Origin of the sequence: Halobacteriovorax sp. CON-3 (assembly GCF_043196995.1) — a bacterium.
Taxonomy (GTDB): Bacteria; Bdellovibrionota; Bacteriovoracia; order Bacteriovoracales; family Bacteriovoracaceae; genus Halobacteriovorax_A.
In genome coordinates this window covers 155797-180969 of sequence record NZ_JBEBNA010000002.1, presented here as the reverse complement: position 1 = coordinate 180969, position 25173 = coordinate 155797, and the positions used below count along the sequence as shown (strand labels likewise).

The 25173-nt window shown below is 36.6% G+C and carries 24 protein-coding genes and 2 tRNA genes; 17 read left to right on the top strand and 9 right to left on the bottom strand.

The window, feature by feature from the left end; translation table 11 throughout:
- The first annotated feature begins 48 nt into the window (after window positions 1–48).
- Together ABMA72_RS11475 and ABMA72_RS11470 are read left to right on the top strand one after the other, a co-directional pair.
- The gene (locus ABMA72_RS11475) at window positions 49–996 is read left to right on the top strand and encodes a hydroxyacid dehydrogenase (protein WP_392858358.1); all 948 of its coding nucleotides are present in this window, start codon (window positions 49–51) and stop codon (window positions 994–996) included.
- Between the two features lie 2 nt (window positions 997–998).
- Window positions 999–2267: an adenylosuccinate synthase gene (locus ABMA72_RS11470; RefSeq protein WP_392858355.1), complete on the top strand. Its 1269-nt coding sequence runs from the start codon at window positions 999–1001 to the stop codon at window positions 2265–2267.
- Window positions 2268–2726: 459 nt separating this feature from the next.
- On the opposite strand, the gene mtaB is transcribed toward ABMA72_RS11470, so the two are convergent.
- Window positions 2727–4049 (bottom strand): tRNA (N(6)-L-threonylcarbamoyladenosine(37)-C(2))-methylthiotransferase MtaB, encoded by a 1323-nt coding sequence (gene mtaB, locus ABMA72_RS11465; RefSeq protein WP_392910437.1) that lies wholly within the window; start codon window positions 4047–4049, stop codon window positions 2727–2729.
- A gap of 201 nt (window positions 4050–4250) precedes the next feature.
- Between mtaB and ABMA72_RS11460 the strand changes: the two genes are divergently transcribed.
- The 8 genes from ABMA72_RS11460 (at window position 4251) to ABMA72_RS11425 (ending at window position 10867) form a co-directional block, all read left to right on the top strand.
- Window positions 4251–4327, top strand: a tRNA-Lys gene (locus ABMA72_RS11460).
- 43 nt (window positions 4328–4370) lie between these two features.
- A tRNA-Glu gene (locus ABMA72_RS11455) sits at window positions 4371–4448 on the top strand.
- 195 nt (window positions 4449–4643) lie between these two features.
- Window positions 4644–5372 carry a DUF4097 domain-containing protein gene (locus ABMA72_RS11450; RefSeq protein WP_392910454.1) on the top strand — a complete coding sequence of 243 codons (729 nt, stop codon included), beginning with the start codon at window positions 4644–4646 and terminating at the stop codon, window positions 5370–5372.
- Window positions 5373–5599: 227 nt separating this feature from the next.
- Window positions 5600–5941: an adenosine deaminase gene (locus ABMA72_RS11445; RefSeq protein WP_392858347.1), complete on the top strand. Its 342-nt coding sequence runs from the start codon at window positions 5600–5602 to the stop codon at window positions 5939–5941.
- Window positions 5913–7697 (top strand): DUF4105 domain-containing protein, encoded by a 1785-nt coding sequence (locus ABMA72_RS11440; RefSeq protein WP_393057203.1) that lies wholly within the window; start codon window positions 5913–5915, stop codon window positions 7695–7697. The genes ABMA72_RS11445 and ABMA72_RS11440 overlap by 29 nt, the downstream gene beginning before the upstream one ends.
- 88 nt (window positions 7698–7785) lie before the next feature.
- Entirely contained in the window at window positions 7786–8316 is a 531-nt protein-coding gene (locus tag ABMA72_RS11435) for a hypothetical protein (RefSeq protein ID WP_393057201.1), read from the top strand.
- Between the two features lie 13 nt (window positions 8317–8329).
- The gene (locus ABMA72_RS11430; protein ID WP_393057199.1) at window positions 8330–9226 is read left to right on the top strand and encodes a hypothetical protein; all 897 of its coding nucleotides are present in this window, start codon (window positions 8330–8332) and stop codon (window positions 9224–9226) included.
- Window positions 9227–9427: 201 nt separating this feature from the next.
- On the top strand, window positions 9428–10867 hold the full coding sequence (locus tag ABMA72_RS11425) for a hypothetical protein (RefSeq protein WP_392858337.1): 1440 nt from the start codon (window positions 9428–9430) through the stop codon (window positions 10865–10867).
- An 11-nt stretch (window positions 10868–10878) separates the two neighbouring features.
- Here the strand turns inward: ABMA72_RS11425 and ABMA72_RS11420 are convergent, their stop codons facing one another.
- Window positions 10879–11700 carry an SDR family NAD(P)-dependent oxidoreductase gene (locus tag ABMA72_RS11420; RefSeq protein ID WP_393057198.1) on the bottom strand — a complete coding sequence of 274 codons (822 nt, stop codon included), beginning with the start codon at window positions 11698–11700 and terminating at the stop codon, window positions 10879–10881.
- A gap of 172 nt (window positions 11701–11872) precedes the next feature.
- On the opposite strand from ABMA72_RS11420, the gene ABMA72_RS11415 reads away from it, so the two are divergent.
- On the top strand, window positions 11873–12712 hold the full coding sequence (locus ABMA72_RS11415; protein WP_392858332.1) for a lipid A-modifier LpxR family protein: 840 nt from the start codon (window positions 11873–11875) through the stop codon (window positions 12710–12712).
- Here ABMA72_RS11415 and ABMA72_RS11410 read toward each other — a convergent pair.
- A complete protein-coding gene (locus ABMA72_RS11410) occupies window positions 12698–13243 on the bottom strand; it encodes a GNAT family N-acetyltransferase (RefSeq protein ID WP_393057196.1) in 546 nt (181 codons plus the stop codon). The genes ABMA72_RS11415 and ABMA72_RS11410 overlap by 15 nt on opposite strands.
- A gap of 179 nt (window positions 13244–13422) precedes the next feature.
- Between ABMA72_RS11410 and ABMA72_RS11405 the strand changes: the two genes are divergently transcribed.
- Together ABMA72_RS11405 and ABMA72_RS11400 are read left to right on the top strand one after the other, a co-directional pair.
- Window positions 13423–13647, top strand: coding sequence for a hypothetical protein (locus ABMA72_RS11405; RefSeq protein WP_392858327.1), 225 nt, complete (start codon window positions 13423–13425; stop codon window positions 13645–13647).
- Window positions 13648–13724: 77 nt separating this feature from the next.
- Window positions 13725–14147, top strand: a complete 423-nt coding sequence (locus tag ABMA72_RS11400; RefSeq protein ID WP_392858325.1) for a MarR family winged helix-turn-helix transcriptional regulator — start codon at window positions 13725–13727, stop codon at window positions 14145–14147.
- Here ABMA72_RS11400 and ABMA72_RS11395 read toward each other — a convergent pair.
- Window positions 14144–15013 (bottom strand): radical SAM/SPASM domain-containing protein, encoded by an 870-nt coding sequence (locus tag ABMA72_RS11395; RefSeq protein WP_392858322.1) that lies wholly within the window; start codon window positions 15011–15013, stop codon window positions 14144–14146. The two genes, ABMA72_RS11400 and ABMA72_RS11395, sit on opposite strands and share 4 nt — an antisense overlap.
- Window positions 15014–15114: 101 nt before the next feature.
- On the opposite strand from ABMA72_RS11395, the gene ABMA72_RS11390 reads away from it, so the two are divergent.
- On the top strand, window positions 15115–15993 hold the full coding sequence (locus tag ABMA72_RS11390) for a hypothetical protein (RefSeq protein ID WP_392858320.1): 879 nt from the start codon (window positions 15115–15117) through the stop codon (window positions 15991–15993).
- 30 nt (window positions 15994–16023) lie between these two features.
- On the opposite strand, the gene ABMA72_RS11385 is transcribed toward ABMA72_RS11390, so the two are convergent.
- From ABMA72_RS11385 to ABMA72_RS11365, 5 genes are all read right to left on the bottom strand, one after another.
- A complete protein-coding gene (locus tag ABMA72_RS11385) occupies window positions 16024–17136 on the bottom strand; it encodes a hypothetical protein (RefSeq protein ID WP_392858318.1) in 1113 nt (370 codons plus the stop codon).
- A 22-nt stretch (window positions 17137–17158) separates the two neighbouring features.
- The gene (locus ABMA72_RS11380; protein WP_393057194.1) at window positions 17159–18112 is read right to left on the bottom strand and encodes a hypothetical protein; all 954 of its coding nucleotides are present in this window, start codon (window positions 18110–18112) and stop codon (window positions 17159–17161) included.
- A 43-nt stretch (window positions 18113–18155) separates the two neighbouring features.
- Entirely contained in the window at window positions 18156–20204 is a 2049-nt protein-coding gene (locus ABMA72_RS11375) for a DUF4105 domain-containing protein (protein WP_393057192.1), read from the bottom strand.
- A 133-nt stretch (window positions 20205–20337) separates the two neighbouring features.
- Complete coding sequence (locus ABMA72_RS11370) at window positions 20338–20622, bottom strand: hypothetical protein (protein ID WP_392858310.1); 285 nt, start codon at window positions 20620–20622, stop codon at window positions 20338–20340.
- Window positions 20623–20696: 74 nt separating this feature from the next.
- On the bottom strand, window positions 20697–21305 hold the full coding sequence (locus ABMA72_RS11365) for a TetR/AcrR family transcriptional regulator (RefSeq protein ID WP_392858308.1): 609 nt from the start codon (window positions 21303–21305) through the stop codon (window positions 20697–20699).
- 267 nt (window positions 21306–21572) lie between these two features.
- Between ABMA72_RS11365 and ABMA72_RS11360 the strand changes: the two genes are divergently transcribed.
- From ABMA72_RS11360 to ABMA72_RS11350, 3 genes are all read left to right on the top strand, one after another.
- Window positions 21573–22226 (top strand): lysophospholipid acyltransferase family protein, encoded by a 654-nt coding sequence (locus ABMA72_RS11360; protein ID WP_393057191.1) that lies wholly within the window; start codon window positions 21573–21575, stop codon window positions 22224–22226.
- Between the two features lie 155 nt (window positions 22227–22381).
- The gene (locus ABMA72_RS11355) at window positions 22382–24088 is read left to right on the top strand and encodes an ABC transporter ATP-binding protein (RefSeq protein ID WP_392858304.1); all 1707 of its coding nucleotides are present in this window, start codon (window positions 22382–22384) and stop codon (window positions 24086–24088) included.
- Between the two features lie 107 nt (window positions 24089–24195).
- Window positions 24196–25170 carry a YheT family hydrolase gene (locus ABMA72_RS11350; RefSeq protein ID WP_393057189.1) on the top strand — a complete coding sequence of 325 codons (975 nt, stop codon included), beginning with the start codon at window positions 24196–24198 and terminating at the stop codon, window positions 25168–25170.
- Window positions 25171–25173: the final 3 nt, after the last annotated feature.

Sequence of the window (25173 nt, the reverse complement as noted above, 5' to 3'; positions counted from 1 at the left end):
TCTATAATCGCAATACAAGAAAAACTTAAAAAATCCATGGAGGCCTGAGTGAAACCATTTATCGTCGTTTGTGATGGAATGGATGCAGAAGTTTTTGCATCTCTACAAGCTATCAACGAATTAGAAGTTCACCCAAAAGCAAAATTAACTCAAGACGAGATTAAAGAATTACTACCAAAAGCAAATGCTCTTGTTATTAGATCATCAACGACAATTGGAGAAGAGTATCTTGAACTTGCTCCAAATCTTAAATATGTAATCCGCGCAGGTGCCGGAACAGATAATATTGACAAAGTTAAATGTGGCGAGCGTGGAGTAAAGGTTTCAAATACTCCAGGTGCCAATAATAACTCAGCAGCAGAACACGCTATCGCTCTTATGATGACAGTTCTAAGACATACAGCTGCTGCCGACGCCACAATGAAAAATGGCGGATGGGATAAATCAAAGTACACAGGAAATGAACTAGCTAATAAAAAAGTTGGTATCGTTGGTTTTGGTCAAATTGGAAAGATCGTTGCAAAACGTCTTCAAGGATTTGATCCACAAGTTAAATTCTTTGATCCATTTTGTGAATCAAGTGAGCTTGATTATGTTTCTAAAGCAAATACTGTCGAAGAAATTTTTGAAACTTGTGACATCATCACACTTCATACTCCACTAATGGATGCAACGAAAGGAATGGTGAACAAGGACCTATTTAATAAAATGCAACCTCATGCAATTCTTGTAAACGCTTCTCGCGGTGGAATTGTTAACGAGGAAGACTTAGCTGTTGCTCTTATGGAAAGAAAATTTAAAGCAGCAGGCTTTGATGTTTTCGCAACTGAGCCATTAGAAGAAGACTCACCTCTTCGCAAGATTTCTAATCTTGTTCTTACACCACACCTAGGAGCTTCTACAGATGAAGCTCAACTAAGAGTTGGAGAGATGGCCGTAAATCAACTGAAAGAATTCTTTTTAAACGATAATTTACTACATGAGGTTAAAGCTTAATTATGAAATCACTTGCGATTATTGGCTCTCAATGGGGAGATGAAGGTAAAGGAAAAATCACAGACCTACTTGGTTTAAAATGCGATGTTGTTGTTCGCTACCAAGGAGGAAACAACGCTGGTCACACGATTATCGTTGGAACAAAGAAAGTTGTTCTCCACTTAATTCCTTCAGGTATTTTACATGATCACTGTGTCTCAGTTATTGGTCACGGTGTTGTTCTTGATCCAGAAGCATTCTCTAAAGAATTAGAAAATGTAAAAAACTCCGGGTTATCAGTTTCCCCTGAAAAGCTAAGAATATCTTCAAACACTTCTGTTATCACTTACTATAACCGTCTACTAGATGGTCAACGTGAAGCGAAGGGACCTGTTAAGATTGGGACAACAGGAAAAGGAATTGGCCCAGCTTATGAAGATAAGATTTCTCGCAAGGGAATTAAAGTAAAAGATCTATTTAACAAAGAGATCCTAACTGAAAAATTAAAAGCAAATCTTTTAGAGAAAGAAACTCTTTTTAAAAATCTCTATGAGTGCGAATACCCAAGTGTTGAAGAAGAAGTTGAAAGACTGATGACACTTGCAAAAGAAATTGAACCATTTGTTTGCGATACATTTAGTTTCCTCGATGAAGCCAAACGCGCAGGAAAGAAGATCCTTTTTGAAGGAGCTCAAGGTGTGCTTCTTGATATCGACTTTGGTTCATACCCATTCGTAACATCTTCATCAACTGCATATGCAGGTATCTACTCAGGAGCAGGTCTTCCAGGTGGAACAGTTGAAGAAGTCTTAGGTATCACAAAAGCCTACACAACAAGAGTTGGAGAAGGGCCATTCCCTACTGAACTTTTTGATCAAATGGGTGAAGATATTCAAACAAAGGGTGGTGAGTTCGGTGCGACAACAGGACGTAAGAGAAGATGTGGATGGCTAGACCTTCCTCTTCTAAAATACTCTGTTAAGTGCTCAAACCTTACTTCTATCGCTTTAACTAAACTTGATGTTTTATCTGAGATGGGGCCTCTTAAAGTTTGTACAGGATATGAGTACGAAGGTCGTACGATTGATTGTGCTTATCCAGGAATTGATTTGGCCAAAGTTAAACCAATTCTAAAAGAAGTAGCAGGCTTTAACGATGACTTCAAAGGTGAACTATCACAAGAAGTTAAAGACTATATCGCTCTTATCGAAGAAGCGATTCAAATCCCAGTTGGGATCATTGCTTTCGGACCTGAAAGATCTGAAATTAAATTCCTTAAAGAATATTTCTAAGTATAAAGAACTTCGGCCCTGAGTTACCTCAGGGCCTATATCCATCTTGTGTCGGTTTTTTTTGAGATGGCCGTCGCAGAAAACCATCATTGAGGCGAGTGCCTAATTCAAAGCTACTCATAGATTGTGTGTGGTATATGCTCTATCGCATCTTTATAAGCGCGATGGATTTTTAATTTATAAAGCCCTTGTGCCACCGCGGGAGAGAGAGATGTACGCAGTAGCACAAAGATTTTTTATCAGTAAGACACTTCTTCAGATTCAGAGAGGGACTTGAGAAATTAAAATCGGCAAGTGGAGTTTTTAAAAGCAGAACAAAAAATTCTAAGGCTTGCCAACCTTGTTTCCTACTGACAAGACTAGAATATAAAACTTGGCCTACCTGAGTGTTCAAGTTGTGTTAGGAAAACGTTTTTAATTGTTAATTAATTGTCAAAAAGACCGTGAGCGCCGCAGCAACTAGCATAGCTCAGCAAAAACCTTGTTGTCTTTAAACTCAATTAAGCGAACCTGATGGATTTGATTCTTTAAATCACCATCATGTGCAACTTTAACGCGAATAAAGTTCGAAGTGTAACCTTCCCATAGGCCTTGCTTGTCTTTCCTTTCAAAAAGGACCTGAGAAGTTTCTCCAACGTAATCTTCAGAGAACATATTAAGCTTAGCATCTCCAAGCATCATCAGAGTTTTCACACGACTCTTCTTAACTGGGTGCTGAATATGATCTTCCATACGGGCAGCAACCGTATTCTTTCTTTTAGAATATGGAAATACGTGGAAGTGAGTGATTGGTAAATCTTTTAAAAGATTAAATGTATCTTGGAATTGTTCGTCAGTCTCTCCAGGGAAACCACAAATAACATCTGCACCAATTCCTGCGTTTGGAAAACGCGTGATAATTTTATTAATGATTGTTTTATAATCTTCAACTGAATACTTACGCTTCATATTTGTTAAGATCTCATCGTTTCCACTTTGCATTGGTACATGGAAGTGATCAAGAAACTTGGGATTAGCTTGCATATAATCAAGAAGCTCATCAGTAATTGTATTTGGCTCAACACTCCCTAGACGAATTCTCTCTAAACCTTCAAGAGCATTTAACTCTCTTAAAAGATCTAAAAGTTTTTCACCTGAAGTTGTTTCATACTCACCAATATTTACACCAGTAAGAACAATCTCTTTAAAGCCTTGAGCAACAACAGCTTTTGCTTCTTCTATTGCCTGAGCAATTGAAACTGCCTTTGAGCGTCCACGAGCAAAAGGAATGATACAGAATGAACAAACGTAATTACATCCATCTTGAATCTTTAAGAAAGCTCTCGTGTGTCCTTCTTCTTTAGAAGTAGCAGCTCCGAAAAAGTCTTTCGACTTATCAATATGAATTGTATCTGTTTCATCTTCATTTAAATAATCGAAGACTTTATATTTTTCACTTGTTCCTAAAACAAGATCAACACCTGTCATCTTTGCAATCTTTGGTGCATCCATTTGAGCGTAACAACCGGCCACAACAATCTTTCCATCTGGAGAAGAACGGTGTGCCTTACGAATAAGATTACGACAAGTCGAATCTGCACTATCCGTTACAGTACAAGTGTTAATAAAAGTAACATCAGCTTGCTCACCAAATTCAACAACTTTATACCCACGCTCAACAAAGCCTTGAGATATTGTTCCCGTCTCAGAAAAATTTAAACGACACCCCAAAGTATGAAATGCTACTTTTTTTCCGTCCAAGTCTTCTACATTATTTTTTATTGAATCCACTTCTGTTGTCACTGAAGCCTACCTCTTAAAACACTAGTAATAATGGGCTAAATTAGCTCACAAGGCCTTTAATGACAAGGTGGGCGATAAAAAATACTAAGGGTAAATAAAATTAACTTCTTAAAAAAATTACACTTTTTTTTTATTTTTTTTAAATTCCCTGTTGACTTCTGAACCAAGATTACTTATATTCAATCTCACCAAAACACAGATGGTCTCTTAGCTCAGTTGGTTAGAGCATCTCCCTTTTAAGGAGAGGGTCCTGCGTTCGAGTCGCAGAGAGATCACCATTTTAAATGTTTTTTGGTTTCCAAATCCGGGAAATAAGTTAGCGCTCCCATCGTCTAGCCCGGTCTAGGACACCGCCTTTTCACGGCGGTAACAGGGGTTCGAATCCCCTTGGGAGTACCAGTTTTATAAAGAAGCCAGACCTAGTCTGGCTTTTTTATTTTCTAGACCTTAGTTTTCATTAAATTAAAAATTTCATAGCTCATTAACGAGAATGGAATATCTACAGACTCTAAAATAAATATTTTCTAATTAGCTCAAAAAATTATAGTTAACTATCATATTGAAATTTCACTTTAAGTAAAAAAGGAATAGATAATGAAATATTTTATTGCTGGCGCTTCCCTATTATTCACATCAATGCTTTTTGCAGAAGAGAAGAGCTTTGAAATCTCAAAAGGTATACTTACCCTTGAAAACTCTAGTGGGAATGTTTCAATTACAGGTACAGAAAGTAGCTTAATGAAGATCTCTTACACAAAAAAAAGCTGGGACGAAGGCTGCAACTTAAATATTGAACAAAGTGATAATGTTGTAAGTGTAAAGGTTCAAAAGACTAAGAAAAAGAGCTCTGGCTGGTTTTCTGTTGGGCCACAGTGTGAAGTAAACTTTAATATTACAATGCCAAAACAAGTGAGGCTATTATCGAAACTAGGCTCTGGAGATACGTCAATTACAGGCCTTAATGCCAACAGTGATCTTAGCTCAGGTAGCGGACAAATTAACATTACAAACTCAGCAATGGACTCATTAAAAGCATTCCTTGGAAGTGGAGATATAAATGCTAAAGGTCAATTTAAAGAGGTAGGCCTTGAATCAGGAAGTGGTAATATTAAGCTTATCAATCCACAGATCAAAACACTGAAGGCCAATATTAGTTCAGGTAGTGGTGACATTACAGTGATTGTCCCAAAAGGCATGAAAGTGAATTCAAAGCTAGAATCGGCCAGCGGAAAACTTACAAATAAGGCCGGAAGTAGTGACGACTCAAAAATTTCCATTAAAGCAAGCACTGGAAGTGGTGACGTTACTATCGAAAACATATAAGAAACTCAGTTTAGAAAGCGCCATGATAAAAAGTGGCGTTTTTTTATTTTTTTATTTTTAAATTTGAAGATAATAAATGAAATATAGGCGCTTAATCTGCTGTAATCACGAAGCATATCTCATGCTAGTACCCCACACCGGAAGATTCTAACCCCTTAAAATTACTGGACTCTTAAGACATCGCAAATATAATTTAGGTTAATTAAGAACATAATGAGGGAGGATGAATGAAATTTATCTTAATCGCACTTCTATTCACTAGTTGTGCAACGATTTTAAATGATCAAACACAAAAGGTTAATGTTACGACATCACACAACAAGAAAGAAAAAATCAATATTCAAGGACGTACTTATATTGTTCCTGGAATCGTTGAATTAAAAAGACAAAAGGATGATGTAATTATCCAATCTGAAAATGAGAAATGTACACAGTACCTAGCAAAGAGTACTGTTGACCCAAAATTCTTTATTAATATTCTAACTGGTGGAACATTTGGTTCTTCAACAGATTACGGTTCAGAAAAGATGTGGCAATTTGATGAGCCAATTCAAATTAACTGCATGTAATATTCAGCAATCTATTTCTAAGTTAATAAAGGCCCCTTTGCTAGGGGCCCTCTTTTTCATTATTCAAAATGTAAATGCACAAAGTATTGCACAAGATCCACACTGGGTTAACCTACTCTACTTAACAAACGGCAAGCAGGTTATCGAAGATAAAATGTTTTATCTATCTTCACATAGTCCTACTCCAGAAAGCGAGCTTCATTTATTACAAAAAGAATTGGACTCTAATTTAGAAGTCATTAAGTGTCGTTTTCCAGCAAGGGCCTACTGGTTGAGTAAAAAGCTTAATCGTGAAGCTCTTAGCTTCTCTTCTTGTAAAGGTCTCAATGAGTTTTTAACAAAGGCACCACTAGAAGAGATAAGCTTGGTATTTGCCTCTGAAAATGTATCGAATCCATCAAGCATGATGGGTCATACTTATCTCGAGTTTGGTGGGAATGATAAAAGGCACGCTCTCACTTTTTATACAGAACTCGAGGGGATTAACCTTCCTAAAGTTATGTTTGAGAGCATTGTGACAGGTAAAGAGGGCTTCTACGCTCTCTCTCCAGCAAGTCATCTAGAAAAAGGTTACCTTAAAGAAGAAGGTCGAAATATATGGAAGTATCACCTCAATCTTACTAATGAGCAAAAAAAGTTACTCCACCTACACCTATATGAATTAAGAAGAATTAAACTAGATTATTACTTTCATACATTTAACTGTGCCACACTAATGAACTATATTATTGCAACAGTTTGGCCAAGTATAAATGATCATAAAGCTAATTGGATGACTCCATTAGACTTAGTTCGTGCAACTCATAAAAGTGGATTAATAAACGACACAAAAGCGATTCTGGCAGATAAGTGGCTAGTCAAGGCCATTTATGAAAACCTTGAAATTGATCCACTAAGCATTAATGAAATAAAGCAGAAAGGAATTGCTTCTATTGAGGAGCTCCCGCAGCTGGAGCTGGCCCAAGCATATAATCGATATCAATACTTTGAAGAAAGTAAAAACTATAAAGAGTTCTCTCTCTTAAGCGATAAAATTGATAAAACTCTTGAGCAAAGTTTTCCAAATGGTACCCTTGATTTTAGTCAGTATAAGAATCCTGCGAATGCTCCGTCAAATTCACAAGTCTACTTATCACATCAATATTTTAGAAATGATAAAGAGGAACAAAGAAGTATCCTAGGCCTTCTGCCAGCTTCTCACCTTCTTAGCGATGACAATAGAATGTATATAAACGAAAGTGAATTAAGAGTTGCAAATGTTGAGCTATCATACTCTAAGTCAAAACTAAGACTTAATAAGCTACTTCTAATTGGTGCAAAGATTTTTCAAATATCAGACCCATTAACGGGTGGTATTTCGGGGGGCTTTCAAATTGGTTATACGGACTATATCAATCGCCATCTAAAGTTTGAAAATGACTTTAAAATCGGTGCCGATATTGGAAAAACATTTCGCCTACACCGCGATATTGATTTTTACTTAATTCAGCATAACTCATTATATACATCAACAGACTTCTATATAGCAGGGCTCTCTACAGGTATAATTCTTCGTTCATATGAGAGTTTAAAATTTCACCTTAGGTATTCCTTAAGCTTTTATGTACCTAATCAGTATGAGTACCTCGAAGAAGCAGTCCTTGATACCTCATATCGTATTAACAAGAACTTAGGCTTTATCTTTAGTCTAAACGCATCTGAAAATTCTACGAGAAGTATTCAATCAATCAAGCTAGACTTGAATTACTACCTTTAATACGTGATATGCACCTTCATTTTTACACACTTCGTTTACAACTATTGTAAACAAAATATATTCTTGCAAAAAAATATAAGGGATATTTATGCGAGAAATAAAAGCTCTGCTTTTAATAACTGTTATCAGTTTTTTTGTAGCTAGTTGCTCTAATTCAGAAGATAAGCCAAAAGAGAACACCAATCAGTCCTTAGTTAAAACTCAGGAAGAAACTGAACTTATCGAATCATGGCGTAGAGTTGTAATCGACTTGAGTGATTCATATTATGAATACTATAAGCTCATTAGTACTCCTATTGACGATAGTATTATTAATATTGATTCTGATGATTTTCATGCTGTTGAATCATTAGTTATTTTAAATGATCTAAGTGGAGATATTATCTACGCAGAGAGCGAGCTTACTTTTTATATTCTTCGTAGCTATGAATTACTCGTTATAAATATCGAAAACAGTGATTCAGAAGGGTCAAAAGTAGCTGCACAACTTCTTGAAGACTTTAATTCTGAAAGTGGTTTTCCTGATAATATTGAAGATATTAAAGAGATGGTCAAACAAAGACATCATGAAATAGAACAACAAAGAACGAGAGCTATTGAAAAGAATATCTCTAAATAGTTACTGAGGAATTATGAAAAAACTTATTTTAATTTTACCAGTTATCTTAATTGCGATTTATTACTTAGTCATAAATCCTAAACAAGCACATGATGACACTTTAGCGACAACAACAAATGAAGTATCAAAAGAAGTACAACAGGCATCGACAGAATCATCTTCGACTCCCCTAGTGGAAAATAATATATTAAAGAAAACAGTTGATACACCGGAAGTACTAAGTGAAAAGAAAGTGCTTATAAAAAAACTTTTGAAAGAAATATCAAAAGCTAAACTTAATCAAACATTTGAAAATGCATTTAAGAATAAAAAGTTTAATGAGCAGGCTCCTGAGAAAAAAGAGAAGCTACTAGAACTTGTGAGAAATTTTCCATTTCAAGAAAAACTTGAGAAGTCATACGAGAACTTAAGTCTTGATGAGCTTCAAGCAATCGCAGAAATTCAAGATAGTGAGACTTCTAAAAAGCTGCAAGAAAATGCACAGCAAACTCAGGATAAAATAGTCGACCACATTACCAATGGGAAAGATTACGAGCTTACAGAAGACAAAAAAGAGTTAGTGAATGGCATTATTGATGAAGCCTCTCTTCTAGAGCAATCAACTGCCTCATCTAAGAGTTTAATCCAGGCCATGATGATTCATACTGAGCAGGAAAAGAATCCTACGATGAATATAAATGAGGTCGTTGCCAATGCTCAAAAGCAAACAGATGCGATCTTGGCCGCACAGGGAAAGAATATAAAGATGGCACTCGATATGTCATACGAAAGCCTTTCAAAAGAAGAGCTTGAAGCTCACCTTCATATGCTCCAAAAAGTCGATGCAAAGAAAGCCTACCAAGCGGCCCTTAAGGCCAGCAACTCCGTTTACAAGGAGTTTATGATTGAATTCTTAAAAGTTATGAAATAAACCAAGGCCGCTTCTTTAAGCGGCTTTTTTCTTCCCTTCAAAGTCACTAAATTCACGTAAATTCTATAACTTACTAAAATTACGTTAACTAATACTGGACTAAATATGTACTTTTTTCAAATATAATGTATTGTATAATGATTATACTTTTAAGAGGTTATAACTACTAGTCAGTTAATTATGTTTGGACAGGACAAGATTTTGGTTAATGATTATTACCATTTAGATCAGAAATATAAAGAATTCTTCGAGATGCACTTTCTCGCAGTTCTCCTAATGTCTGTTCTGTATGTCGTCTTCTATTTTTACAATATTGAACCACACCTATTAACGACGTTCAATTATATGATCGCCTTCGATTCCATTATGGCAGTCGTCTTTTACAAGAAGCTTTTTAAGAATAACCTTACGTTTGTCATCTTTTTCTCAGTTGTTGTCGAAAGTCTAATTTGGTCGATCTACCCACGCCTAGCAGACTATACTGCTACAAGCTCCCTATGCTACATTGGTGGAATCATTGTCCTCGCTTTCCATCTTCAGCATACAAATATCAAGTACTGTCTCCTACATTTTATAATTATAGCTACAAATAACTACTTTCTTGCGGATCAAAATCTCGTTCTCGTAACGTTTCTTCATATTTTCATTACGACAGTTAGCTCAATTCAGTCGATTACCTTTAAGGAGAATGCTAATCAAATTTGGCATAAGAAGGAACTTCATAAAAATATTTTAAACTTAAAGAGTTATTTTACTCACAATTTATTAAACCCTATCAACAATATGCTTGCGATGATCTCTTCTGGTCTAGATGATAAAGAAAGAATCAAAAACAGCTTAAGGTCCAACAGTAGTCGTATGGAGGACTTTTTAAAGAAAGAGTTTGATGATGTTGATCACTTACTCGACCATCAAGTTGATATCTTTAATGTACCAATTTTTAATAATTTCAAAAGGTCTTCAATCATCGTCATCCTATCGATGAGCGTCTTCTATACTTTCTTTGCAATTGATTTATTTAGGCCAATTTCAAATATTTCTTATACTGGCCTGGCAATTGTTTTGAATTTCTTACTCTTTGCTTTTCATTTGTATAGAACGACAAATCACTTTTCGATTCAAAAAATCAGCTATATTTACCTTTTTAATGCTCAACTACTATTTACTCTAAAATTCTACTTGAGCTCAAACTCACCGATTGCGCTTCCGCTACTTTTAAGTAGTTACTTATTTACGATTGTCTTGGCCGCCAACACCAGAGTTAAATATATCTATAGTCTCACACTGACAGCATGCCTACTGTCACTTGTCGTTAATGATGTTGTCGATAGTATTATGTTTATCGCTTTTATTGTTTATTTCTCAAAAGTTGTAATCGGCTTCTTCCATAAACAAGAATCAATTTATAAAAGTATTAAGGAACTTGTTAAGCAAGAAACTTCAATGATGTTCTCTCAAGAGATTGAACTAAGACTCCTTCCTCTTTTTCAAAAGCTTCAAGATAGTATCGACCACTATTTGTATAATGAAGAGCTTGAAAGCGATACTGAAGAAGTCATCGAAAGTGCCCATAACTTCACAGAAGTTGTCCACTTATTAAATAATGATGATCATCTTAAAAGAACACAGGAAAGCCTGTAATCAATGTGGAATTAGCTTCTTTGAGAAAGGGAGATTGCTTCTTGTATTTCACTTCCCTTAAATCCACGACGTTCTATATAGCGCCTAAAGAAGCCACTGGCCTTCGCAACTAGAGTCTTGCGCTTTGGAATGACGACAAGTTCCGCTCTCTCTTCAATACCACTTATGATATCAGAGACAACCTCCTCAATGGTAATCATCTTCCAAGGTCCTTCTTTATTACCGCCCCATAGTTTGTTTCCTACTGGATCACTTGTCACTCCATCCATTAATGGCGATGGAAAAAAAGTTGGGTGATAACTTCCAACATCAATTCCCAGATGCTTCACTTCCATTCTAACGCTGTTACAAACGGCATGAAGCCCTGCTTTACTAGCGGCGTATGATGCCTGAAGTGGACAATGGACAAATGAGGCCATGGAACATATTGCGGCCATATAGCCAGAACTTTCAGAAATATAAGGAAGGGCAGCTTTAAAAGTTCGCCAAGGCCCATTGAGATTGATATCGATTACCTGTGAAAAATCTTTTTCACTTGAAGAAATCATTGGGGCCATTTTTGTAATACCCGCATTTGCAATGATGATATCGATTTTTCCAAAATGATCATTGGCCTTTGCCATAGCGGCCTCAATTGAATCCAGGCTTGTCACATCAACTTCAAGCGCTAGGCCACTTAACTCTCTTGCCTGTAGCTTTAGCTTTTCAGAATCGATATCCATTAGGGCCAACAAAGCACCCTTCTTTGCTAACTCTAAACTTAGAACTTGGCCAAGGCCTCCTGTGGAGCCCGTAATGGCAATAACTTTATTCTTTAGGCAAATTCTATTCATAGTGGACTGCTTATAACACCGAAGTGGCGAGCAATGAGATTTATTGTAAACAATACAAGACATTCTTAAATTAGTCCCTATAACATACTAAAATTACAGAGCTTCATTTTTCTAAACAAGCAAAGTTGGCCATCTATAAGCTGTGAGATATTGAAAGTGATACAATTGTTTAATGAAGTTGCTCTTCATCTTATCCCTATTCACCTTGGCCATCTCTACTTTCGCGCAAAGTAAGCCCAATAATGAGTTTTCAATCAAGATTGATAACGATGCTGCTTTTGAGACGGATAAATACTACTCAAATGGCCTAGAACTCATGTATCAAAGGAGATTATACTCCCAAGGATCTTTAACGAAACTGCGTCTAGGTGTTGCCCATAAGATCTACACCCCAGAGGCAACTTTGAGTACGACAGTCGTTGATGGAGACCATCCATATACAGGACTACTCTACGGAATATTAGGGTTCTCCCACGTTAACAGTAACTATTACTTCCGTGCTGATCTTTGGACAGGACAACAAGGACCGAACGCAAAGGCAGGAATCTTACAAAACCTCTTTCATAAAATGCTGCCTTCTTCCCAAGTGAATGGTTGGCAGAATCAAACGAGTAATCAGTACTTCTACAATGGTGAACTTAAATTAATAAAGATAAATCGTGGCCCAATTTTTGAGCTATCTCCATGGCTACAAGGACACTATGGCGGTCTCAAACGTGACATTGAAATTGGCCTAAAACTTGGGATGAGGCTTGGCTTCTTAGAATTCTTTGCCAATGGCTCAGCTGTTGCAAATTATTTTGATGCTGTCCTTCAGGGCTCAAAGAAAGTCGATTCAGTCTATGTTATTGCAGATGAAGACATGGAAGATATTTACTACAAAGCAGATGCGGGATTTAACTTCTTCTTTAGTGTTATGAGAATCACGCTAAAGGCCAATTGGCATGGACCTCAGTTTAAAGGAGCCTCTGACCATACATATGCGACCCTTGAGACATCATTTTACTTCTGATCTTAAAATTGAATAGTACTTCATATCCCAATGCTGACCACGATGATAGATTTCATTGCGAAGAAGTCCCTCATACCTAAAACCTAGCTTTTGCATGACCCTTTCACTTTGTATATTCTCGGCCTTACAACGACACTGAATTCGTTCAATATCAAAATTCTCAAAGCAATAATTAATAACTTCCTGGGCAGCTTCAACAACAATCCCCTTCCCCCAAAAGTCATCATTAAGTACATAGGCAAGCTCCATGCACTTATTCTTTGTTGAAACCCAAAAACAACCAACACAACCAATTAGCTTATCATCACCTTTAAGGGTAATTGCAAATGGCTCAGGAACCTGTTGTTCGTAGTTTGAAAAAGCATACTTCTCAATAAAGTCGACACTATCTTCCACCGTCTCATGAGGCTCCCAAAGGGTATACTTGGAGATATGTGGCTTCTTTCCATATTCAAATACCGCATCCTTGTCACTAAGCCTTACTTCTCTTAGAACAAGTCTTTTTGTTTCAATTTTTGGTGGTTGCCACATAATTCTTCCTTCTTTATCCGAGCTTAACTGACAGATTTTATTATAACGACAAAAGTTTTACACAAAAAGTGTATTTTTTTATTGTACGGAATTTTGGAAAGGAATAATATATAACCAAGTTATATAACTAGGATATATAATTACATTATATATTTAACATAAACCAATGAGGATTAATTATGAAAAAGTTATTACTTCTAGTTCTACTATCATCGGCTTTCGTTTCTTACGCTAATGAAGACTGGTCGGATTCAGTTGCTACAGATGAATCAGCAGTAGTTGAAGAGTCTGCTCCAGCAGCTGATTGTACAGTAACTGGTGATTGTGTTGAAACAACAGAAGCTTCAGATACATCTCTAGATGCTGAACTTTCAGACGATTCTGATCTGGAAGTTGAGCAATAATTAAAAACCCTTCCGCAGCAGCTCTCCAGCTGCTGCATTAATTTACGATCGGTGTCTCCTTGGTTTATACTAAAGACGTGAAAGACCTAGAATTTTCAAGAATACTTTTAGATGTAATGCCAATCATTATCCGCTCAATTCGTAGTGAGCTCAGACAAGCGGCATCCCCTCATATCTCCTACCCTCAATTTAGGGCGCTCTCTAATATTGGAAGAGGATTAAATACTGTTGGGGAATTGGCCGATCACCACGGAATTAGCCAGCCGGCCATGACTAAAACAATTAATATTTTGGTAGATGAAGACCTTGTGACTAAGAATAAATCGAGTGAAGATGCGAGATTGACGATCTTAACTCTAAGTACAAAAGGTCAAAAGCTATACAATGATGTGTGGAGCGAAGTTCAAGAAAAGATTTCACTTAAGCTAAAAGACTTTCCAATCAAAAATCGCAAGATGATGGTTGCAAATCTTCAAAAGCTAAAGAGTATTATTGATTAATTTTTTTGAAAACGATTGATATACGTACAGTGCTGACAAAATTTCTCTACACGAATATTATTATCGAAGCCCTGTCTCATTGCGACTGCTCGAGGTGAGCTAAGAATGCTTTTTAAACTCTCATCTAAAACATTACCTAGTGGTATCTGGCTCTCTTTATCAAGACAGCAAGGAACGACTGTTCCATCTGCATGAATCCCAATATGAGTCTTTAAAGCGTGGCACTTCCCTACTTCACCTTGATGAGGTAAATCCCAAGATGGCCAATCGAAATGAGAGTCAAAATGAAGATATACCTTATTCCAGATCCTCTTACTCTTTATCGATTCAACCTGCGTACGTCGATTAATTTCAATATCGTAGAAGCGCTCAAGAGTCTGAAAAACCTCTTCATTTTCTTTCATGATTTGTTCACTTCGCCCAAGATTCCATAAACGATAATTCACATACGTTTCAGGAGAGGCTTCATGAAGTTCTCTAGAAAAGTCTAAGATTGGTCTTAGGTATGTATTGAAGTCTCGATTAGGAAAGTTATCTTTATAACTTTGGATAGAGAAATTGATTTGTCTTAAGACTTTGCTCTTTAAAAGAACATCCTTACGTCCTGCAATGACAACTCCATTAGTTGTAATCTGCACAGGAACACCATTGTCTTCACAGATCTCCATGATCTTTGTAAAGTTCGGATGGGCCAAGGGCTCACCCATTAAGTGAAGACATACTTGTTTAGCCAGGGGCTTGGCCTGAACGAGAATTTTTTCAAAGTCCTCTGGCCCCATAACCTTTTTATCGCGCTCAACAACAGGACAGAACGTACACTGTAAGTTGCAAATATTTGAAATTTCGATAAAGATTCTGTCTAGCATGAGACTTTCTAACACGCTTCATCAAGATTTGTCAGGTTTTTTTGACGAAGAAGAATTACGACTCGATAATATTTATATTAAATAAATTCAGGGAGGAAGAGATGAAACAAGTTCTATTAGTCGTGATTATATCTTTAATCGCATTTGCATCGGAGGCCAACCTTGATTCATTCTGTGCTTCTAAAAAGGGCGATACTGGCCATTACAAATCGGGAGATAATTACTATATTTTCAAAGGGCCATTTCTTTATAAATTCGAAGAGGAACAAATTAGGTTAATCTTTTCAAAGTACGAGATTCGTTCTGTTAAAGAGTATAAAGGTAAGCTCTACATCCTAACACCAGATTATGTTTTTGTTCATAGTCTTAACGATTACGAGTTCGTCACAAGCTTTCCATCAACAAACCAACATATAGCAAAGAAGCATCAAACTGCTCAAGATATGACTATCATGGATGATAAACTCTTTATCGCTCATGGCTCCCTTGGACTAATTAAAATTGATCTTACTGCTTACAGTATTGAATCAATTCACAATTTTGATCTTCCACATGACCCAAGCCAAGTATCGACTGCAACAGGGATCGACAACGATGGAGAGAAGCTCTTTGTTATGCTCGATAATATTACCTATAATTTTTCAACAAAGAAGAGGGCCTTTGAAGGACTTGTGATCTTAGATGATAATATGAATCAACAAAAGGTCATTTCGATTCGTCAAAGTAGAGAAGCACTACATATGCCAAAGGCAGTCATTCATGACGGATACTTAGTTTCAAAAAATATTCAAAATTTATATTTTTATAAGATCAGTGACTTTGGAAAGGCCAAAACTCTTTGGCCAAAAAGAAGACTCTTTGATTTTGCTGGTGATGATCTCGCATCAACTCCTGCAATTATTGATGGGAAAGTCTATGGCTGTTTTAATCAATATGATGGAATTAATTTTAAATACTTTCACAGAGAATTTAAGTTATAAAAAAAGCCTAGGTTATCCTAGGCTTTTTTATTATTTTAATCCGTATAACGATTCTAATTTTTGATCGAGCTCCGGTACTGTCAACTTCATCTTAATATAAGTATCAATTAAGTTGTCATTTAGAAGCAGATTTAAGTCTTCACCATTTTCAAGCTGTTCATTGATATTGTGGCGAATCAGATCACGTAACCCCTCCAGCCCTTCAATATCACCTCTTTCAATCATGGCCTCAACTTGTGCTCTTTCTTTTCTATTGAAATCAAAAAGATGTGAAATCCCAGAAGTTGCCTGAGAAACGAGGTAGAAAGCGGCCCCAACACCTTCGGATGTTAAAGTGATTCCTTTACCAGTGTACTCTGTCCCCTTCTCAAGATTATCAGCACCAATTAAAAGCTCAGTTAACTTAGATGATTCAACGCTTGCTTTCTCAATTAGTTCTAAAATTTCTTCTAGAGTCATTCCAGTAATATCGATTGGCTTCTCAAGAACTTTTGATAGAAACTCATTAAGGTCAGTTAGTAACTCACTCCCCTTAGTTGTTCCATCGATTGCTAGCTCGATTATTCTTTCAATATGAGTCATTCTCGTGGCCTTTAAAAGAAGATCTGCAACCTCTTCAGTGGCCATTGTTGAAATATCAAGAGGCTTTTCCAGAACTCTTGATAGAAATTCATTGATATCAGTTAATAGCTCGGAAGCTTCAGATGTTCCCTCAAAAGCAAGATCAAGAATCTTAATTAAAAACTCTTCTGTCTTTTCTGAACTAGGCTCTAAATAGACATAGATCTTTCTTGAAACCTCAAGGGAAGACTTCGTCGCCTTGCCTGAGACTTCAAAAACCATAGCAATTCCGTCTGCAGTTAGACGGAATGCTGGTTTTGAAAACTCTGAGAGATTAACAATTTCTTTAGCAACTTTTTCCGAAGCACGATATGAAGATTGAAGACCTTTAGAGATTAGGGCCTCTAACTTCTCACGAGTAAAGTCCGCAACCTTAATCGTTTGTCTCGTTGTACTCTTACCTGCATCATAAATTGCTTCTGAAACTTTGGAAGAAGCATCGAATGCAGCGTCTCTAATATCGGCTCCTACTGCGTGAAGAGATAAGAGAGTGAGAAGAATTGTCGTAGTTGTCTTTTTCATTATTAATCCCTTTATAATTTAATTATTTTACAATTTGGTTACCGTAAATTTCTTCTAATTTAAGATCTAGATTAGGAACCGATAGTCTAAGCTTGATATAAGTATCAATAGCATTGTCATCAAGAAGTCTGTTTAGGTCTTCACCATTTCCAATCTCTTCGTTGATATTGTGTCTAATTAGATCACGTAGACCAGCTAGTCCTTCAACGTCTCCTCTTTCAACCATTTGCTCAATTTGCTCTCTTTCTTTTCTGTTGAAATCAAATAATTCAGATATACCTGTTGTTGCTTGAGAGACAAGATAGAATGCAGCCCCAATCCCATTTGAAGTTAGAGAGATTCCTTTTCCTGAGTACTCAATACCTTTTTCTAAGTTTTCTGCACCTAAAAGAAACTCGGAAACTTCAGAAGACTTCTCGCTTGCTTTTTCAATTAGCTTAAAGATTTCTTCAACAGTCATTTTTGTTACATCAATTGGCTTCTCTAGTACTCTTGAAAGGAATTCATTGATATCAGTAAGAAGCTCAGAAGCTTCTGACGTTCCTTCAAATGCAAGTTCAAGAAGTTCTGTTAGGAACTCACCTGTTGCATCAAGAGTTGGCTCAAGGAAGATATAAATTTTCTTAGATACTTTTAAAGTTTGCTTCGTTCCCTTTCCAGAAATTTCAAATACCATAGCAAGGCCATCAGCAGTAAAACGGAAAGCTGGCTTAGAAACTTCAGATAGTTTAACGATTTCTTTTGCTAGCTTTTCAGAAGCCTTATAAGATGACTCTAAGTTCTTTGAGATAAATGCCTTTAGGTGCTCACCTGTGAAGTCAGCAACTTCAACAGTTTTATCAGTTGCACTCTTACCTGCATCATAGATTGCTTCAGATACTTTTGAAGAAGCTCCAAGAGTTGCATCTCTTACTTCAATAGCGTTTGCTTGAAGTGCGATTAGTGTCATAAGAGTAGTTGTAGTAAGTCTTTTCATAATTTTCTCCTTTTTTTTTGTTTTCTTTTTAAATAAATTATTATTACTTATATGCTTTCATTGAAATTATTCTTGCTTGATCACGAATATTTCTAATCAAATCGAGTAGTCTTGCTAGGTCCTGAACCTCTTTTTCATAATTACTTTTCACGTCTTCTAGAAGTTGATTTTCAATCTTTTCTAGCTCTGCGCTTTTTACATTGTGTCTATCAAAGTCAGAGTCTTTTAAGACTAATGGAATTCCGTAGCTTGAATCATTGGCCTTCACACGGCTAGATTTTCTCATTTCATTCCATTCTTGGATTCTTTTACCAAGAGGTGTTTCTTCTTCCATATTCTTGTCTAGAAAGTTCCCTACCTCTTCATCTATTGAAGACTGTTTAATCTTAAAGATTGCACCTGTTAAGATTGAAAGATCATTCAGCTTTCCTTCAACATCAACTGTTTCACTAAGTTCATTTAATTCTTCAAATTTAGAAAACAGACGATCAACATCAAATTCTTCTAAGATATCTTTAATAAATTTTTCTCTTTTTACTGTCTTATACTTGTGATCACGTCCAGGAACACGACGTCTTCTAATGTTGTAGTCCGACGCTTCAACTCCAAATAGAGACGTCTTCACTTCTTTAAGAAGCTCGATATCACTCGGAAAGAACATTCCTTTCTTTTGTGCCTTCTCAATATTTTCTAAATCTTCTTCTTTTGAGAATTCACTTTCTGTAAACTTATCAAGTAGAGAATAAGGTAAGATTACTCTCTCATAAGCAAATTCATTATTTGGCAGAGCTGATTGAAATAGCTCATTTGACTCTGATGCACAGTTATTAGTGATAAACTTATAATCACCCTCATACTCCCAATAAATTTCTAAAACTTTATTGATGAAGTCTGTCTTTTGTTCTTCTGATAGATAAATTGGTTGGCTAATAAGATCTCTTAACTCTCCACCGTTATACTCATTGATAACCTCAGGAAAAGAAAGCATGAATAGAACAGAGTCATATCCACCTAGAACACCTTTTAACATGTCACTTTTGATATCAGTTACATTTGCACGGTAAGATAGAACGACGTGATAAAGCTTATCTTTTAAACACTTCTCATCCACCTTCTTTCTAAAAGGAGCACAAAGAACGATACGAAACATTGAGTGACCAAATCCAGAAATCATTGAGTCACCTTTAGAAGCTAATAAGTAATCAACTCGATAAACACGACTTGGATCAATATCCCTAGTTACCTTTAGGTCATCTAGAACGATCTCAGAAAAGATCTTACAGTCGTAATTAGGAAATGGAATATGGTTAAGTAGTTCGCTATAGAACTTGTAGTAAGATGGCCTTCTACACTTATACTCTTTGTCCATTAGGAAGAACTCAAAGTTAACAGCGTTATGCTCTTTTAAGTTTTCAAATTCATAGGCATCAACAGATCGCTTCGATGAAAGGTTCTTTGTCTTCTTAGAGAAGAAGCCTTTCTTCCAATTCGCAAGTTTATAGAATGAGAATAATCCACTAATTGAGTTCTTATTTGTATCCTGAGAAAGAATGGCACGACACTCATCACTTAAATGATTGCGCTCTTCTTTTTCCTTACGACAAACTCTTGCTTTTTGCTTATGCTCTTTTGTTCTAACTTTCTTTAAGTCATATAGGTGTGCAAGCTCGTGTAAAATAGTCGCTTGTGCTTTTCTTACATAATTCTTATGCCCACAATCAAACTGTTCAATACTTTCATCACCATTGATAATTTCTTTGATAAATAGAGATGTAATTTTAATCTCATCGCGATTAAAGTAGCTCACGCTTCCGTACTTTACAGGTACTGATTCGTTACAACGATCTTTTGGAAAGCTTCTAATATTTTTATTCTCTTTGAAATCAGAAAAAGTAACTTCAACTTCTTCACCGATGGCATCTCTTACAGAAGCAGGAATTTTCTCATCAACCTGTGTGATAAACACTTCAAGAGTTTTAACAAATTCTTTTGGAACACTATCTTTATTAAGCTTGAGAACTTGCCCGCTATAAGCAAATGTCGCCCCTGTTAATAAAGTAGTCAGTAAACTCTTGAAAATTAGGTTTCGCATAATATTCCTTAAACAGTTGTACAAAGTTTGTTCAGCAATTAAGTCCATAGAAGGCTGAAACTTCGTTCAATTTCTTTTATTTGGAATATTATGTTGCAATAGGGATGCCAGTTTAGAATTGGTTCACTTAGTATTAGTAAAGACGAATTCGATCACTCTTTAAAGTGCTTAGTTCTTCACCACAAATATTGATTGGTGCTTGTCCCCCTGGCCCTAGTGGTACCGTCTCTAAAAGGGTTCCCTCGACATCTCTCTCATCAACGTGTCCACGGCATTCAATTGCACTCGTTGTATATGAGATAACTTTATACTGGTAAATACTTGCAGGTGCTCTTAGAGGAGAATCGACTCCCTCATTAAAGCAAGACAATAAGAGAATGATAAAGAATATGATTGAGAATATTTTCTTGAAGGACATATTCTCTATTTCGGACAATGGACGATATGAGCAGACTTAATTAAAGTAAAAAGGGAGCAACTGCTCCCTTAATATTAATTCGAATTAAGTCCACCTAGTAAGTGGCGCGAAGTGAAGCGTATATAATCAATACTCTCCTCTGCCCCAAAAGAAGAAGTGTAAGCATGAAAGCTTGATAAGAAGTGATGCCAAAGCATTCTTCTAAAGCCTTCTTCCTCTTCAGTGCGAATAATAATTCCAGCACTTCTAAACAGCGGCTGCACCCACCCCCAATAAAGATCAACGATCTGTGGAGTCAACCTCGCGGCAACAGAGTCACTATCGGCCATATTTTTAGTATTATAAGCAAGAGATAAAAATTCATCAGCGATATTCTTATGAATCATTAATTCTTGAAAAATCGCTTTGTAATTATTTGCAAGGTTATCTGCGTTTGATTCATTTTCTTCAACGCGGAAAGGCTTGTTCGTAATTGCAGAATTTAAGTTTTCTCTAAATAGACTGAAGATGACATCCTCTTTCGACTTAAAGTAATTATAGTAAGTTCCAATCCCCAATCCACACACCTGGGCCAATTCTCGCATTCCTACTTCATCAACCCCTTTTTGAGTAAATAATTCCATTGAGTTCTTCAGAATCATTTCTCTCGTTCTCTGTTTCTTGATTTCTCGTAAACCTGCCATAACACCTCCTTCATGGTCAGCGTAGAACAAGTAGCTCCCGAGCTAATTGGTCGAGAACTCTTTCTATTTTGATCATAGTCGATTCATGGATGACGCTCATCTTAATTAAGTTAAAAGATGGTAATTCGTAGGTAAAAATTTAGTCAGCTGATCTTCATCATTGCCCATTATATGGACTTTTTGAGAGATTATTGTCTAAGTTATAAACACAGGTTTTTTTTAAATTGCTTAATTTACGAAGAATCTTAATTTTGAGATAATGATTAAATGTCTATATTATTAAAATTAGTTCCTACATTAGTTTCTTGGTACCTAAGATTTGTTAAATTCACATCAAAAGTTATTGTTCTAAACCCAGAGAACTTAGATCTTGCTAAAAAAATGGGAAAGCATGGTAACTACGCTTTAGCTGTATGGCACGAGCACTATCCTACTTCTGTCTTAACAGAGCTAGACAGTGGATTAGTTACAATGGCCTCTCAGTCAAAAGATGGAAGCCTTGCCGCAGATACAATTTCCAAACTTGGCTTTACGCCAACTCGTGGCAGCTCTTCGCGCGGAGGGGCCAAGGCCCTACAATCCATGATTGAGCAAATCAATGAGAAGAGACTTAACTCTGCCATTACTGTCGACGGCCCTCGTGGGCCAAGCTATGTTCCCAAAAAGGGAATACTTGTCGTTAGTCACGAATGTGAAGCTCCGGTTCTTTGCATCCAGTCAATATCAACTCGTCGTTTTTGTATTAGCAAGAGCTGGGACAAAACGAAGATCCCAAAACCATTTGGGCGCATTTATGTTGCCTATGGCCGTCCATTTCAGGTAGAAAACCTAAATAATGACTATTTAAAAAGCTATAGTGAGCAAATTGTCACAACGCAACAAGGCCTTACAGAGCAAATTCGCAAGCATGTAGAACACTAAGTAGTTGAAATCATATTGAATTGTCGAGATTTTTTGATGAATTAAGTCGTGAAATAATGTGTCGTTAGTGGTACAAATTTAAGTTACTATTAAGATTTCAAAAAGATTTTATTATAATTAAGAATTGATCAATATTGTTTAAAAAGTGAGATGCTATGGCAGAGAATATGCTGGAAATTAAAAACCTTACAGTTGAATTTCAAACAGAAGATGAAAGAGTTAAGGCCGTAAAAAGCTTAAACCTAAGTATCCCTAAAGGAAAAACTGTTGGGCTTGTTGGTGAATCTGGTTCAGGTAAGTCAGTAACATCTTTAGCAATTATGGGACTTATTCCTAATCCTCCTGGAAGAGTTAGCGAAGGTGAAATTCTATTCAATGGTGAAGACCTAACAAAGGCTTCTAATGAAAGAATGAGACAACTTCGTGGTAATAAGATTGCAATGATCTTCCAAGAGCCAATGACTTCTCTAAACCCTGTATTCACAACTGGTAATCAGATTGATGAAGTTCTTATGCTTCACCAAGGAATGACTAAAGAGGAAGCTCGTAAGAGAACAATCGAATTATATGAAGAAGTTGGTATTCCTTCTCCTAAAGAATCAGTTGATAAATACCCACACCAAATGTCAGGTGGTCAAAAGCAGCGTGTAATGATTGCGATGGCAATGGCATGTGAGCCGGAACTTCTAATTTGTGACGAGCCGACAACAGCTCTTGACGTTACAATTCAAAAGCAAGTTCTAGAACTAATGTTTGATCTTCAAAGAAGACACAATATGAGTATGCTTTTCATCACGCACGACCTTGCAGTTATTGCAGATATTGCTGATGAAGTTGCAGTTATGTTCAGAGGTGACCTAGTTGAGCAAAATACAACAAAAGCACTTTTCGAAAATCCAAAACACCCATATACAAAGGGTCTTCTAGCTTGTCGTCCAAGTCTAGATGAGAACCCAGTAAGACTTCTTACTGTTGATGACTTCCTAAATGCAAAAGAAGATATCGATGTTTCAAGCCTAGAAATGAAGAAGCCAAGACCAATTAGCGAAGAGAAGAACCCAATTCTTCTTGAAGTTAAAAACTTCAACAAGCACTTTCCTATTAAAGGTGGAATCTTTGGTCGTACAGTTGATTGGTTTAAGGCCGTTGACGATGTAACTCTTCAAGTAAGAAAAGGTCGTACTCTTGGTCTAGTTGGTGAGTCAGGTTGTGGTAAGACAACTCTAGGTCGTACAATCCTTAGACTTCTAGAGCCAACAGCTGGTGAAGTAATTTACGACGGTGTTAACGTAACTAATTTAAATAAAACACAAATGAGAGAGATGCGTGAGAGAATGCAGATCATTTTCCAAGATCCATACTCTTCTCTAAACCCACGTATGACTATTGGTGATATTGTAACTGAACCAATGGTTATTCACGGAATCGGTGGAACAAAGAAAGATAGATATCAAGTAGCTGCTGACCTTCTAGAAAAAGTAGGTCTAAAAGGTGATCACCTTAACCGCTACCCACACGAGTTCTCTGGTGGACAACGTCAAAGAATCTGTATCGCCCGTGCTCTTTCTCTTAAGCCAGAATTTATTATCTGTGATGAGTCAGTTTCGGCACTAGACGTATCTGTTCAGGCACAAGTACTTAACCTACTTCAAGATCTTCAAGATGAACTAGGTCTTACTTATATCTTCATTTCACACGACCTATCTGTTGTTAAGTATATCTCAGATGAAATCGGTGTAATGAACAAGGGTAAAATCGTTGAGTACGGTCCAGCACAAGACGTTTATCAAAATCCAAAAGATGAATACACGAAGAAGCTTCTAAGTGCTATTCCAAAAGGTGTTCCAAAAGAACTACTTTAATTAATTTTCTAAACTAAATTTTAGATAAATTTATAAGAAAGGAGGTCGACGACCTCCTTTTTTTATTTTCACTTTTTGCGTTATAATGGAGGAATGGAGGAAACGAAATGCCTGTAATCGAATCAAGCTATACTTGTCATCAGTCTCTACAAAATGGTCACCTACAAACGATCATTCCATTCTTTATTAGAAGAACTCCAAAACACAAATTTGAAAAGAGAACCCTAACAACACCAGACGGTGACTTTCTTCGCTATTATAAATCATCAACAGACTCTCCTCTTGAGAAAAAACACCTCATTATCATCTCGCATGGACTAGAGGGTAACGGCCGTGATCGTTATATTGTTGATATGATGAAGAAGTTTAACTCTCAAGGCTATGACGTCATCTCATGGGATATGCGATCATGTGGAGGTGCCCTTAATCGCACTCAAAAGTTTTACAATGCTCAAGACTATCACGACTTAAAATTTCTCGTTGATAGTGTTTCTGAAGACTACGATCATGTTTCACTAATGGGCATAAGTCTTGGCGGCGCTATCACCGCAAACTACCTAGGACGACACCCGGAGGTCGTAAATCATAAGGTTTACCGTGGCTTTATTCTGTCTTCACCTATGGACTTAAATGGTTGCTCGGTGAAATTGAAAACTGAAATTTCACGTCATATCTATCGTCATGTCTTTGTTTACTCCATGAGAAAGAAAGTTATTGAAAAGGCCAAGCTCATGGAGCTACCGGTAGACCTGAACAAAGTAAAAAGCATTAAGCATATTGATGACTTTGACGAGTATGTTACGGCCCCTATTTACGGCTATCGCGATGGTTACCACTATCGTGAAGAGGCTTCACCTATCTCTCACTTGGAAAAAATTCGCGTCCCATTCTATATCCTGAATGCTTACGATGACCCCTTCTTATCGGAAGAGAGCTATCCCTACGAGTTAGCAAAAAGAAAAAGTAATATCTATCTTGAGGTTCCAAGAAACGGCGGCCATGTGGGATTTATAAAGTCCCCTTCAGAAGAATATTATTGGTATGAACAAAGAATTTTAGATTTTTTAAAAATGAAGATATAAGAA

Coding starts and splice junctions, on each gene's coding strand:
- ABMA72_RS11470 (WP_392858355.1), top strand. CDS start 999: ATGAAATCACTTGCGATTATTGGCTCTCAATGGGGAGATGAAGGTAAA.
- ABMA72_RS11450 (WP_392910454.1), top strand. CDS start 4,644: ATGAAATATTTTATTGCTGGCGCTTCCCTATTATTCACATCAATGCTT.
- ABMA72_RS11445 (WP_392858347.1), top strand. CDS start 5,600: ATGAAATTTATCTTAATCGCACTTCTATTCACTAGTTGTGCAACGATT.
- ABMA72_RS11440 (WP_393057203.1), top strand. CDS start 5,913: ATGAGCCAATTCAAATTAACTGCATGTAATATTCAGCAATCTATTTCT.
- ABMA72_RS11435 (WP_393057201.1), top strand. CDS start 7,786: ATGCGAGAAATAAAAGCTCTGCTTTTAATAACTGTTATCAGTTTTTTT.
- ABMA72_RS11430 (WP_393057199.1), top strand. CDS start 8,330: ATGAAAAAACTTATTTTAATTTTACCAGTTATCTTAATTGCGATTTAT.
- ABMA72_RS11420 (WP_393057198.1), bottom strand. CDS start 11,700: ATGAATAGAATTTGCCTAAAGAATAAAGTTATTGCCATTACGGGCTCC.
- ABMA72_RS11415 (WP_392858332.1), top strand. CDS start 11,873: ATGAAGTTGCTCTTCATCTTATCCCTATTCACCTTGGCCATCTCTACT.
- ABMA72_RS11410 (WP_393057196.1), bottom strand. CDS start 13,243: ATGTGGCAACCACCAAAAATTGAAACAAAAAGACTTGTTCTAAGAGAA.
- ABMA72_RS11405 (WP_392858327.1), top strand. CDS start 13,423: ATGAAAAAGTTATTACTTCTAGTTCTACTATCATCGGCTTTCGTTTCT.
- ABMA72_RS11395 (WP_392858322.1), bottom strand. CDS start 15,013: ATGCTAGACAGAATCTTTATCGAAATTTCAAATATTTGCAACTTACAG.
- ABMA72_RS11390 (WP_392858320.1), top strand. CDS start 15,115: ATGAAACAAGTTCTATTAGTCGTGATTATATCTTTAATCGCATTTGCA.
- ABMA72_RS11385 (WP_392858318.1), bottom strand. CDS start 17,136: ATGAAAAAGACAACTACGACAATTCTTCTCACTCTCTTATCTCTTCAC.
- ABMA72_RS11380 (WP_393057194.1), bottom strand. CDS start 18,112: ATGAAAAGACTTACTACAACTACTCTTATGACACTAATCGCACTTCAA.
- ABMA72_RS11375 (WP_393057192.1), bottom strand. CDS start 20,204: ATGCGAAACCTAATTTTCAAGAGTTTACTGACTACTTTATTAACAGGG.
- ABMA72_RS11370 (WP_392858310.1), bottom strand. CDS start 20,622: ATGTCCTTCAAGAAAATATTCTCAATCATATTCTTTATCATTCTCTTA.
- ABMA72_RS11365 (WP_392858308.1), bottom strand. CDS start 21,305: ATGGCAGGTTTACGAGAAATCAAGAAACAGAGAACGAGAGAAATGATT.
- ABMA72_RS11360 (WP_393057191.1), top strand. CDS start 21,573: ATGTCTATATTATTAAAATTAGTTCCTACATTAGTTTCTTGGTACCTA.
- ABMA72_RS11355 (WP_392858304.1), top strand. CDS start 22,382: ATGGCAGAGAATATGCTGGAAATTAAAAACCTTACAGTTGAATTTCAA.
- ABMA72_RS11350 (WP_393057189.1), top strand. CDS start 24,196: ATGCCTGTAATCGAATCAAGCTATACTTGTCATCAGTCTCTACAAAAT.